12 protein-coding genes are annotated in these 11,724 nt (G+C 71.7%); 10 read left to right on the forward strand and 2 right to left on the reverse strand.

The window, feature by feature from the left end; all coding sequences use genetic code 11:
- The first annotated feature begins 400 nt into the window (after nt 1-400).
- From NMN56_RS02100 to NMN56_RS02145, 10 genes are all read left to right on the forward strand, one after another.
- Nucleotides 401-1,501: a hypothetical protein gene (locus NMN56_RS02100; protein ID WP_274043623.1), complete on the forward strand. Its 1,101-nt coding sequence runs from the start codon at nt 401-403 to the stop codon at nt 1,499-1,501.
- Nucleotides 1,498-2,001 (forward strand): NUDIX hydrolase, encoded by a 504-nt coding sequence (locus NMN56_RS02105; RefSeq protein ID WP_274043622.1) that lies wholly within the window; start codon nt 1,498-1,500, stop codon nt 1,999-2,001. The genes NMN56_RS02100 and NMN56_RS02105 overlap by 4 nt, the downstream gene beginning before the upstream one ends.
- A 53-nt stretch (nt 2,002-2,054) precedes the next feature.
- Complete coding sequence (locus NMN56_RS02110) at nt 2,055-2,804, forward strand: SDR family NAD(P)-dependent oxidoreductase (RefSeq protein ID WP_274043621.1); 750 nt, start codon at nt 2,055-2,057, stop codon at nt 2,802-2,804.
- Nucleotides 2,805-3,430: 626 nt separating this feature from the next.
- Nucleotides 3,431-4,432 carry an inositol-3-phosphate synthase gene (locus NMN56_RS02115; protein ID WP_280842771.1) on the forward strand — a complete coding sequence of 334 codons (1,002 nt, stop codon included), beginning with the start codon at nt 3,431-3,433 and terminating at the stop codon, nt 4,430-4,432.
- Nucleotides 4,425-5,459 carry a phosphotransferase enzyme family protein gene (locus tag NMN56_RS02120; protein ID WP_274043619.1) on the forward strand — a complete coding sequence of 345 codons (1,035 nt, stop codon included), beginning with the start codon at nt 4,425-4,427 and terminating at the stop codon, nt 5,457-5,459. Before NMN56_RS02115 ends, NMN56_RS02120 begins: the two co-directional genes overlap by 8 nt.
- Nucleotides 5,456-6,418, forward strand: a complete 963-nt coding sequence (locus NMN56_RS02125) for a phosphoenolpyruvate carboxykinase (ATP) (protein ID WP_274043618.1) — start codon at nt 5,456-5,458, stop codon at nt 6,416-6,418. Before NMN56_RS02120 ends, NMN56_RS02125 begins: the two co-directional genes overlap by 4 nt.
- Complete coding sequence (locus NMN56_RS02130; protein WP_274043617.1) at nt 6,415-6,552, forward strand: hypothetical protein; 138 nt, start codon at nt 6,415-6,417, stop codon at nt 6,550-6,552. Before NMN56_RS02125 ends, NMN56_RS02130 begins: the two co-directional genes overlap by 4 nt.
- Nucleotides 6,543-7,070, forward strand: a complete 528-nt coding sequence (locus NMN56_RS02135) for a P-loop NTPase family protein (RefSeq protein ID WP_274043616.1) — start codon at nt 6,543-6,545, stop codon at nt 7,068-7,070. Before NMN56_RS02130 ends, NMN56_RS02135 begins: the two co-directional genes overlap by 10 nt.
- Nucleotides 7,067-8,365, forward strand: a complete 1,299-nt coding sequence (locus NMN56_RS02140; RefSeq protein ID WP_274043615.1) for a DegT/DnrJ/EryC1/StrS family aminotransferase — start codon at nt 7,067-7,069, stop codon at nt 8,363-8,365. The genes NMN56_RS02135 and NMN56_RS02140 overlap by 4 nt, the downstream gene beginning before the upstream one ends.
- Before the next feature lie 84 nt (nt 8,366-8,449).
- Complete coding sequence (locus NMN56_RS02145) at nt 8,450-9,151, forward strand: helix-turn-helix domain-containing protein (protein WP_274043707.1); 702 nt, start codon at nt 8,450-8,452, stop codon at nt 9,149-9,151.
- A gap of 102 nt (nt 9,152-9,253) precedes the next feature.
- On the opposite strand, the gene NMN56_RS02150 is transcribed toward NMN56_RS02145, so the two are convergent.
- Together NMN56_RS02150 and NMN56_RS02155 are read right to left on the reverse strand one after the other, a co-directional pair.
- A complete protein-coding gene (locus NMN56_RS02150; RefSeq protein ID WP_274043614.1) occupies nt 9,254-10,165 on the reverse strand; it encodes a class I SAM-dependent methyltransferase in 912 nt (303 codons plus the stop codon).
- On the reverse strand, nt 10,162-11,520 hold the full coding sequence (locus tag NMN56_RS02155; protein WP_274043613.1) for an aspartate aminotransferase family protein: 1,359 nt from the start codon (nt 11,518-11,520) through the stop codon (nt 10,162-10,164). Before NMN56_RS02155 ends, NMN56_RS02150 begins: the two co-directional genes overlap by 4 nt.
- Nucleotides 11,521-11,724: the final 204 nt, after the last annotated feature.

The following is an 11,724-nucleotide window of genomic DNA, read 5'->3' on the forward strand; positions in this document are numbered from 1 at the left end:
GGGTCGGAAACCGGACGTCCGGACGCGCCACGGAACGGGCTTCCGGAGCGGTCCACGCGCACGCTCGCGCAGAGCGCCGGAGAGCGCCGCGCCGGCTCCCTTCCCGGGCCGCCTCGGACAGAGCCGCATACGGCAGAGCGGCATACGACGGCCCGTCCTGCGCCTGAGCCTCTCCCACCCGTCAGGACACAGGACAGGGCGCTCCCGCTCCTCGGTGCTGAGGAAGTCGCGTGCTTCCAGCGGGAGTTGCCGCGCACCTTCCGGCGCCGTGCGGGCCCGGGCCGGCGGCTCGCCGGCCCGGGGGCGCTCACCGGGGCCTCAGCCGGTGCGGGTTCCCGGACGTACTCGCCCCCCAGACCGTGGACAGCATGGACGTCGCACAGAACGGAGGATGCCGCCTATGGCATCGGAGCAGGACACGGACTTAGCCTGGCACGACGTGTTGTTCCGGGTCCGCAGTGAGGTCCCCGAAGCCGTCGGCTACGTGAGAAGCCAGCACCGTCTGGCGACGGCTCCCCCGGCGCGGGCCGTGGCCCGGATCGACGTCAGGGCGGTGCGGTCCCGTGAACAGCTCGAAGAGCTGAGCGCCGCGCAGGCCACCGAACACCGTGAGTCGTACGCGGGATGGTGGTACCGGTGCCACCGGGACGAAGAAGGCGCGTACGTACTCGTCTCGGACGGGGGCCATGAATTCGCACACGCCCTGCGGACCCCCGACTTCCGCTCGTGGGAGGTCGTCACCGCACAGGCCGGTGAACTCGGACTGGTCGTCACGCGGACCGTCAGGGAGCTGGTCCGCGAGCACTTCGTCGGGCGCGGCGCGCTCATGCTGCACGGCGCGGCAGCCGTGCTCCCCGACGGCACGGGGCTCGTGCTCGCCGGCTCGTCCGGCGCCGGCAAGACCTCGATCGCGGTCCAGGCCGCTCGCGCCGGGGGCTCCTGTGTGGCGACGGACCGTGTGCTGCTGCTGCCGGACGGGCCGGCCTGGATCGCGGTGGGGCTGCCCATGTCCACCCGGCTCACGGCGGAGGCCGCGCTCACCCTGGGTATCGCGCCGGGCCGGAGCGACTCCCTCATCCGGCACGGTGAGGCCGCCGTGCGCCGGCCCGACCCCAAGGGCAAGATCTCGCTCAGCAACGAGGAGATGTACCGGCTCGCCGGCGTCGAATTCACCACGGCCACCCGCGTCGACCAGTTGATGCTGCTGGAGAACACCGGTGTGGTCCGCCCCGTCACCAGGCCGCTGCCGGCCGCTGAGGCCGGGGCCGCTCTCCGGGAACACATCCTGGTGCCCGACACCGCCTACCGCAGCCGGTGGCTGGCGGCCGACCCGCGGCCGGAGCCCGCCGGACAGCTGGCCGCTGCCCTGAGGCATCTTGTGGGAGCGCTCCCCGCTCGGCACAGCGCGTGGACACCGGCGACCCACGAGAGAGACTTCCTGCTGAACTGGCTGACGCAGCCCGCCGATGACACCACCCTGACGACAGGAGCCCGTTCGTGACCGACCCCCAGCCAGGCAAGCGGCCGACCCCCGCGATCCGGCACAGTTCCCGCGCACTGCTCCTGGACGAGGAGGATCTGCTGCTCCTCTTCTCCAGCAAGGACGAAGCGGACGGCAGCACCTTCTGGTATCCGGTGGGCGGCGGTATCAAGAAGGGCGAGTCTCCCGAGGACGCACTGCGCAGGGAGGTCGAGGAGGAGACGGGGCTGAAGGATCTGACGGTGGGACCGCAGATCTGGTACCGGAAGGCAGTGGCCTCCTGGGGCGGCAACACCTACGACTGCCGCGAGCGGTTCTTCCTGTGCCGCGTGCCCCACTTCACCATCGACACCAGCGGCTTCAGCCAGGGCGAACGCGACACGGTCTCCGGCCACCACTGGTGGACCCAGGACGAACTCGCCTCCACGGCCGACCGGTTGGTGCCCGCCGATCTGGCCCCGCGCCTGCGCGCGATCCTCGCCGACGGCGTACCCGACGTGCCCGACGCCGTCAGCAGCTGACCACAGGACCGGAAGGCGGACAGGTGCGAGGACTTCGAGGACGGCCGGCGTTGGTGACCGGCGGCGCCCAGGGCATCGGCAGGGCGACAGCGGACCGCCTCATCGACGAGGGCGCCCAGGTCATGATCATGGACACGGACGAGGAGTCCGGACGGTCCACCGTCGCGGAACTGGAGGAGAGAGCCGGGGGGAAGCGCATCGGCTTCGTACGGGGCGACATCTCCGACGAGTCCCAGGTCGTCGCGGCCGTACGGGCGACGGAGCAGTCCTTCGGCGGCGTGGAGTTGCTGGTGAACTGCGCCGCTGTCTTCGTCATGCGCGGGGTGGAGGCCACCGTCGAGGAATGGCGGCGCGTCATGGACGTCAACGTCATGGGGCACGCGCTGATGGTCAAGCACACGGCCCCCCTGATGGAGGCAGCCGGCGGCGGCAGCGTCGTCAACATCTCCTCCATCTCCGCGCACATCGCACAGCCCGGGTTCCTCACCTACAGCGCCACCAAGGCGGCCATCGTGGGAATGACCCGGTGCATGGCGACGGACCTCGCCGCCAAGGGGATCCGGGTGAATGCGGTGAGCCCGGGGACCGTGTGGAACGCGAATCTCGCGCGCCGTTACCGCGAGAAGTACGGGCTTTCGCGCGCAGGCGCCGACGCACATCCTGACATCGGCGGCCGGCATATGCTCCACCGCACGGCCGACCCACAGGAGATCGCCTCAACCATCGCCTTTCTTCTTTCCAGTGAGGCCAGTTTCGTCACGGGCGAGAATCTCATGGTCGACGCCGGGCATTCCGTTATGTGATCGACGGTCCTGCACGCGTACCGCGGCGAATTGACGGGTGATTCATCGGTCTCGCAGAAACGGCTGTTCTGCCGCGCGAGAAATCAGCAACCGCAGCTCGCCGGGCGTGGAGCAGCGTGACACGCATGGGCACAGCCGTGTCCTGGCGTTCTGGCACCCCGGCACCCTGACCTGCGGCGTGAAGGTGAAGGGCGCGGCTGCGCGCGCTGACCCCCGTGGGGCCGCGCGGCGGGATCGTGCGCAGGGGCCGCGCGGCGCGAAAAGGCGCGCGGTAAAAGGTGCGGGTGAGGCGAGTTTTCTCCTGGCGATTATTCCGCCCGGCCCACCGCCGGCGCGATTCATTACCGTGCGTGATCGGCTTTGAACAAGAAATTACCCGGCAGGTGTTGCGGGCCGTGAATAATCATTGTTAGAACTGTGCAACCGCAGTGGTCCAGGCACTTCGAAGCGAAGCGCCAGAATTATTGAGATCAATAACCGATTGGTCGTCGGATCAACGCCCGGAGGATAAACCTGTGAGTAACAATGCGATCAGGGTCGCGCTGGTCGGTGTCGGTTCTTGCGCCTCCAGTCTCGTGCAGTCCGTGGTACTGGACCGTGAATGTGGAGGGCCCGCCAATGGTCTGATGCATGAACACATCGGTGGTCACCGGCTGGGAGACGTCGAGTTCGTCGCGGCGTTCGACGTCGACAGCACCAAGGTGGGCCAGGACCTCTCCGAGGCCATACACGCCGGCCGTACCGCGGCCGTGCGGCACGTCGTCGTGCCCCACCAGGGCATGACCGTCCAGGCAGGACCGCTGCTCGACGGGCTCGACGGGACGCTCGGCACCGTGGTCAGCCCGCATGCCGAGGTCTCCGGCGCCTCCGTCACCTCGCTCGCAGCCGCCATGGCCGAGGCCAGGCCCGACCTGGTGGTGTGCCTGCTGCCCACCGGCTCGACCGAGGCCGTCACCGCGTACGCCCGGGCCAGCGCCGAGGCAGGCGCCGGATTCATCAACGCGACCCCCGAGCCCGTCGCCAACTCCACCGAACTCGCCGCGCTGTTCACCGAGCGCGGCGTCGTGCTCCTCGGCGACGACCTGCGCAGCCACCTGGGCGCCACCACCCTGCACACCGCGCTCATCGAGCTGTTCCAGAGCCGCGGCGTCGAGGTCAAGGACAACTACCAGCTCAACGTCGGCGGCAACACCGACTTCCTCAACCTCTCCGACCCGGCACGCTCCCGGTCCAAGCAGCTCTCCAAGCGCAAGGCCCTCGCCAACGCGGGCATCGACTCGCGTGAGGTGGCCGCCGGACCCAACGGCTTCGTCAAGCACCTCGGCGACCGCAAGGTGGGCTTCCTGCGTATCGAGGGCGAGAGCATCATCGGCGCCCCCGTCTCCATGGAGGTCCGCCTGGAGGTCGAGGACAGCCCCAACGCGGCGGCGGTACTGGCCAACGCCGTGCGCGTGGCCCACTGCGCCGCACGGCAGGGCATGGTGGGGGTGATCGACCCGGTGTGCGCCTTCCTCTTCAAGAGCCCCAAGTCCGGCGCCAAGGAGTCCACGGCGCTGCACGACTTCCAGGCGTTCGTACGCAAGTCGGGGGAGCATGACGCTCGTCAGGCGGCCGACGGGCGTGAGTGAAGAGCCCACCTGGTCGGCCGTGCGCGACCCGGCCGTGGCCCAGGTCCTCACCCGCCACTACGGCTTCGGCACCTGCCCGGCCTGGTCCCTGAACAGGGAGAGCGTCAACCAGGTCTGGTACGTGGAGACACCCGGGGGGCCTGGTGCGCTCAAGCGTCTGGGCCGCGATGTCACTCCGGAATGGCTCGCCTTCGAGAGAGCGGCCCTGCCCCGGCTGACAGCGGCCGGGATACCCGTCGCAGCGCCGCTGCTGACGGTCGAGGGAGCCACCTCGGCCCGTACCGGCGGCTCCGTGTGGCAGTTGCGGCCCTGGCGGGAGGGCAGGCCCTTCGACTCCGCACGTCCCCAGGACCTGGAGCGGGCCGGCGCCTTCCTCTCGGCGCTGCACCGCATACCGGTCGACGGACTCCCCGCCGGGGGCCACAGCGCCACACAGAACCTGGAGTTCTGGCTCACCACCGAGCGCCCTCTCCAGGCCGCGCTCGACGAGGTGGACGAGATCGCGGCCCCCCATGTCACGCCCGCCGTACGGAAGCACGCGCAGCGGGCCTACTCGGCGGTGCTGCACAGGGCCAGGGCCGAACTCGACGGCTACCAGGACCTCCCCGCCGTCCTCACACACGGGGAGGTCGCGGGCTCGAACCTGCTGTACTCGGCCTCCGGCGCGCTCACCTGCGTCCTCGACTGGGACGCGCTCCAACTGCGCTCCCGCGTCTACGACGTGGCCAGAGCCGTGCTGTTCCTGCCCCGCAGGGCCCGCGGCAGCTTCCAGGTGCTGCCGGAGCGGGCGCGTGCCGTGCTCACCGCCTCGACAGCGCACGAGCCGCTCGGTCCTGGCGAACTGCGCGCCCTCCTCCCCGTCCTGGAGCTGAACTTCGTCCCGTCGCCCGGCTATCTGCGGCAGGTGGCACGGCACGCGCCGGGCATCCTCGACTGGTACCTGGGCTGGCGGGCCGAGGGCGCCACCACGGTCCGCGGCGTCCTGTCGGAGGTCGTGGCCGCCGTTCCGGACAGAACCGGCCGGTGACCGGCCCGGTGACCCGGTACGTGTGCCGCACCCCCGAACACGCCGTGGAACTCGACGCGAGCCCCGCCGTCGCCGGGCATGTCAGGGCCTCGCTCGCACCGTTCGTCCAGGTCGTCCCCGCCTTCCAGGCTCCCCCGGCGCGCTGGCGCGTCGGCGTCGCCCGGCGGGGACTCCCGCGGGGAGAGGAGACGGTCATCACCAACAGCACCGAGCCCCCCACCCGGCTCTGGTGCGACGGGACGGCGCGGGAGCTGCTGTTCGACCCGGCCATGCCGCACGACTTCCTCCTGCACAACCTGGTCCGCTTCGTACGCATCCTGCTGCGGCTGCTGCACACCGAGGACCCGGAGGTCTTCCTGCACGCCGGCCTGGTGGCACGGGAAGCGCGTGGTGCCCTCGTTCTCGGCCCGAAGCGGTCGGGCAAGACGTCCACCGTGCTGGCCGCGCTCCGGGCGGGACACCGGTTCGTCGGCAACGACGACGTCACCCTGCGCACGGCCGGAGAGGGCTGGAAGGGACGGGGGTGGCCCCGGCGGGTGTCCGTACGGGGTGACACGTTCGCAGCCGTCGGCCTGCCCGGGGACGCCGACCGCCTGCTGCGCCCGGCGGAGCTGCGGGAGCTGACCGGCAGCCCTCCCGTGCTCGCCCAGTCCCCGGTGAGCGCCCTCGTCTTCCCCCGCTTCAGCGCCGGAGCCGGCGGACTGATCCCCCTGGACCCGGGGGACGTTCTCGCCCGGCTGGAGGCCAACCAACTGCCCGCCGCCGTCAAACACGCCGACTTCCTGCTCCCGCACTTCTCCTCCGTACTCCCGTGCGTGCGCCGGGAGTTGCTCGCCCTGGCCGCCTCCGACGTCCCCGGCTTCGAACTCCGCCAGGACTTCTCCGCGCTGGGCGAAGGCGCCCTCGCGCTGACCCGGCTGCTGAGCGGACACGCCCCCTGCGAAAGGCATCGACCATGACCGTACGTCCGGCGATCCCGGCCCTCCTCGCCGCGCACCCGAACCTCCGGCGGGCCCCCCGCGCGCTGCTGTCCCCCGGCCCGCGTGCCCTGCCGGGCGCCTGGCGGCTGACAGGCTCGCGGCCGTGCGGCTGACCGGCGGCAGGGTATGGGTGATCGGGCCCTCCGGGGCAGGCAAGAGCACTCTCGCCAGGGCACTGGCCGAAGCCCGCGGCGTGCCGCACCACGAACTGGACGCGATGTTCTGGGCCCCCGGCTGGGAGCGGCGCCCCGAGAGCGCGTTCCTCGCCGACGTCAACGCCCTGGAACGGGAGGGGGATTGGATCGCGGACGGCCAGTACGGGGCGGCGCACCCGGTGCTGGAGAAGCTGGCTGACAGCGTCCTCTGGGTCGACCTGCCACGTCCGACGACCACCGCCCGGCTGGCCCGGCGCACCCTCAGCCGGCTGCGCACCCGGGAGGAGCTGTGGAACGGCAACCGGGAGCGGCCCGGCAACGCCGTGGGGCTGCTGCTCTGGGCACACCGGGAGTTCCCCCGGGTCCGCAGGACCAACGCCGCACTCTGCGCCCGTATGGAGGCCCGCGCCGTGCCGTGCCTGCGCTTGCGTACCTCACAGGACATTCAGGACCTGCTCAGGAAGGAACGGGAATGACGCGACTCGCACTGCATGGCGGAGAGCCCCTGCTGAAGCCGGTGGAGCGGCCGAAGTGGCCGAACGTCACCGAGGACGACATCGAAGCGGTGACCGCGCTGCTCAGGCGGGGCGAGATCACGTACAACGGCAGCGAGGGCGAGGTCCAGGCCCTGGAGAACGGATACCGGTCCCTTCTGGGTTCGGCCCACGCCCTCGCCGTCAACTCGGGCACCTCGGCCCTGCACTCCGCCTTCTTCGGCCTCGACCTGCGCCCCGGCGACGAGGTGATCGCACCCGCCTACACCTTCCTGGCCACGGCCATGCCGGTGTTCACCTGCAACGCCGTTCCGGTACTCGCCGACGTGGACCCCGAGACCGGCATGCTGGACGCCGGCGGCCTGGCCGCCCACCTCACCCCCCGCACCAGAGCCGTCGTGGTCACCCACCTCATGGGCTTTCCCGCTGACATGGCACGCATCACCGCCTTCGCCCGTGCGCACGGCCTGGCGGTGGTGGAGGACTGCTCACAGTCGCACGGCGCGGCGTGCTCCGGCCGGCCCGTCGGCCGGCACGGTGATGTCGCCGCCTTCAGCCTCCAGGCCAAGAAGCAGGTCGCCGCGGGCGAGGGCGGCGTTCTGGTCACGGACGACCGGAGGATCTACGAGCGCGCTGTCATGCTCGGTCACTGCATCGACCGCGGTGAGCAGGACGTCACCAGCGAGGAGTACGGGGCCTACGGCCGGACCGGGTTCGGGCTGAACTACCGCATCCACCCCGTCGGGGCCGCGCTCGCCCGCGGCGCCCTGTCCCGGCTCGACGCGGTTCTGACCGCGCGCGAGAGCAACTACTCGCTGCTCGGCGCCCTGTTGGAGGCGATACCGGGCATCACCCCGCCCGTGCGCCGCGACCACGTCGACCGCGTCGCGCACTACGTCAGCTACCAGCCCCGCTACGTCCCCGGGGAACTGGGCGGCCTGCCCATCGATGTCTTCACCGAGGCGGTCCGGGCCGAGGGCGTCCCGATGTCCCGGCCGACCTCGCCCCCGTTGCACCGGGAAGCCGCCTTCCAGAGCGCCACCTGGCACACCGGTACCTACCACCCCGGGGACAACGCCTACCGGGTCTACGACGGCACCGAGTTCCCGGGTGTCGACGGCTATCTGGCACGGGCGCTGCGGCTGCCCGTCTACTCCGACGACCGGCCAGGACTCATGAAGGGCTGGGCCGAGGCCATCAGCAAGGTGGTGGACAACGCCGGCGAACTGCTCGCCCGGCATGCATCCGGCGCCCCTGCCGCCCAGGGGGCCGGCTAGAGACACTCCACGTCGCGCGTGATCCGTGCTCCATTCCAGATTCGGAGGAAGTCCCTGTTGTCCGCTGACATGAACGCTCGCTCCATGCTCGCGCGCGGTCTGAGTATTCTCCGTTGCTTCCGGCCGGGCGAATCGCAACTCCCTCTCTCCGAAATCGCGCGCAGAGCCGACATGCCCAAGGGGACGGCTCACCGGATCATCGCCGAACTCGTCCAGGAGGGCATGCTGGAGCGGGGTGAGAAGGGGCTCAGGCTCGGGGTGGGTCTGTTCATGCTGGGCGCCCGGGTCCCCAGACAACTCATGCTGCGCGACCTGGCGTTCCCCTACGCCGAGCAGCTGCACCGCCTCACCCGCGGAAGTTCCTTCGTCTTCATCTCCGACACCTTGGGTCCCGACGCGGCGCTGGTGGACGCCGTGCGGCGGGCATACGGTGCCGGCTCCGAACTCGGCGTCGCGGAGACCTGGGCCTCGCGCCAGGCGGCGACCAGGGTCTTCCACGCGTACGGCGCCGACGACGACGTCCTCCCGTACCTGAGCGCGCGGATGACGGACGGCGAGGCGGCCCGGGTGCAGCGGCAGGGGTTCGTGGCCATCCGGAGCGCGGCCGTCGCCGTCGGCGTCGCCGCGCCCGTGCTGACGGCCTCGGGTTCGGCTGCCGGGGCGCTGGCCGTCGCGGGTCCGAAGGCCCAGTTGCAGGTGGGCAGGGTCGCGTGGCATCTGCGTGCCGCGTGCGCCGCGGTCTCCCGTGCCCTGCAGCGCAACCCCGAACTCGTGTCCGCCTCCTGATGCCACGCCGCCGCAGTCCCCGCGGTCCCCGCGGCCTCGCCGCTCCGTGGCTCACCGCTCCGGAGGGGCGAGGGGCAGCGGTCCTTGTCAGCGGGCGCCGCTTCAGCCCTTCCGTGCGGTGAAGAGGGTGGGCAGCAGCCCGCCGGCCAGGTACTCCGCACGGGCCGCCGCGAGGGTGTCCCGGATACGGTCGGCCGACGCGTCCCCGTAGATCCCCGCGACACTCCCCCGGAAGATCCGCACCACCTTCAGCCGGTCGGTGAGCAGCGAGACGGCCCACTCCTTCACGTCCCGCCGCTCCACGCCGACGAAGCCCGCCCGGTCCAGCTGCTCCAGGCGCCCGGCGAGCGACGTGAGGAAGAAGACCCCGCGCGGATGAACCGCACGGAACGCCTCCGAGGGGTTTCCGCCGCCGGGCTTCAGACTCACTTCCTCGGTGAGGACGAGCAGCCCACCGGGGCGCAGCAGCCGCCCGGCCTCACGCAGGACCTCGCCCGGTTCGGGAAAGTGCGGCATCGAGCCCGTGATCAGTACGGCGTCGAGCGAGGCAGCGGGCAGGGGAACGGCGGTGGCCGAGGCGCACAGCTCCGTCATCCCCTCGCGTCCCTGCGCTCGGCTGATACGGGCGCTGACCTCGCAGTGCTCGGGGACGAGGTCGACGCCGTAGGAGCGTCCCACCGCGATCCCGCGGGTGGTGAGCCGGTCGACCGTGTACCGCAGCGCGCCGCCGAAACCGCTGCCCAGCTCGCACAGGTCCACCGTGCCGCCGGGGCCACCGCGCGCGGTGACGACGGCTTCGGCGGCCAAGTCGCAGCCCTGGGGCCCGAAATGGCCCATCTGGTCCAGGCCGAGGAGGCCCTCGGGCCCGGTCTCTCCGGTGAACGCGACGATGGACCGCTCGGTGTTCTCCCAGTCGTGCAGCGCGGGGAACAGATCGCGGTGATAGCGGTACTGGGCACCGGGCTGGTCGGCCAGTGCGTCGGTGCCGGGCCTGGCGCCCGGGCCCGCGGTCACCGCGCACCTCCGGTGGCCGCGCCGGACGGGCCGGCGGATGCGGCTGGCTGTGCGGTGTGCGGCACGGTCGGGCTCCTCGGTGTGGGGGCGGCCTCGGCCGCCGGCGTCCTGAACTCGTCGGGAACCGCGGCGCAGACGGCGTCCAGGACGGCCAGGGCCTCCTCGGCGTCCTCGTCCGTGGCGACCAGCGGCGGCAGCAGCCGCAGCACCTCCGGCCGGCCCAGACAGGGCGAGACCACAAGGCCCCGCCTGCCGAGTTCCATCAGCACGTCCCCCACGACGGCGGGAGTGGCGAACTCCATGCCCCACAGCAGCCCCCGCCCGCGCACCTGAGTGACGAGCCCGGCGTGGTGCTCGGCCAGACGTGCCAGCCCCGAACCGAAGACCTCGGCCAACCGCTCACCGCGCGGGGCGAGTTCCTCCACCGCCGCGAGGGCCGCGACACCGGCTGCGGCGCCCAGCGGATGCCCGGAGAACGTGGTGGTGTGCGCGAACGGGTCGGCTGACAGCGGCGCGTACAGCTCAGGTGTCGCCACGACGGCTGACACCGGCTGCACACCACCGCCCAGCGCCTTGCCGAGCAGTACGGCGTCGGGCGCCGTCCCGGCCTCCGTACTGACCAGCCGGGGGCCGCACCGGCGCAGTCCGGTCTGTATCTCGTCGGCGATCACGAAGGCCCCGTGCGCATGGGCCGTGTCCGAGAGCGCACGCAGGAACGCGGGGTCCAGCGGCCGTACGCCGCCCTCGCCCTGAACGGGTTCGACGAGCACGGCGGCCACCTCGCCGTCGGCGAAGGCGCCGGGTATCGAGGAGATGTCCGGAGGGATGTGGGTCACCCCGGCCAGCAGTGGCTCCAACCCGGCGCGGTAGCGGGCGTTCCAGGTCACCGCGAGCGCGCCGAGGGACTTGCCGTGGTACGCGCCTTCGACGGCGATGACACGGTGCCGGCCCGTGGCCCGGCGTGCCAGCTTGAGCGCGGCCTCCACGGCGTCACAGCCGTTCAGCCCCAGCCACACCTTCGTCAGCCGTCCCGGATCGGCCCAGCCGGCGAGCGCCTCGGCGAGTGCGGCCGTCGCCCTGTTGCCCAGTACGCGGCTGGACACCGGCATCGCGTCCAGCTCGCGGCGCACCGCTTCGACGACGGCGGGGTGGCGCTGCCCGAGCAGGGTCACCGCGTAGCTCCCGAAGTCCAGCGCACGGCGGCCGTCGGAGAGCCGTATGCGCGCGCCCTCGCCGCTCATCTCGACGGCACCTGAGCCGTTCATCCCGTAGACGAGGGCCAGTTGTGGGGAGAGGTGTCTGCGCGTCGCGTCGAGGACGCCCCGGGGCGTCCCGTTCCTGGCGTTCGCGGTCATCTGGACCGTCCTCTCCTGGTCCGGCGGATCCGGTGCCGTGGCACGGCCGCCAGGCGGTGGGAGCCGAAACCGTTGGAGCAACGGTTGTAACCCCCCGCGCACACCGCTGAGAAGTGGTGTTCCGGCTGCCGGAACGTTCGTTGAACCGGGTCGGCCGGGCTTGGGAGGCTGCGCCGGGCAGCGGGGTCACCGGGCCCGGTGACC

Origin of the sequence: Streptomyces iconiensis, from assembly GCF_028657195.3 — a bacterium.
Lineage (GTDB): Bacteria > Actinomycetota > Actinomycetes > Streptomycetales > Streptomycetaceae > Streptomyces > Streptomyces iconiensis.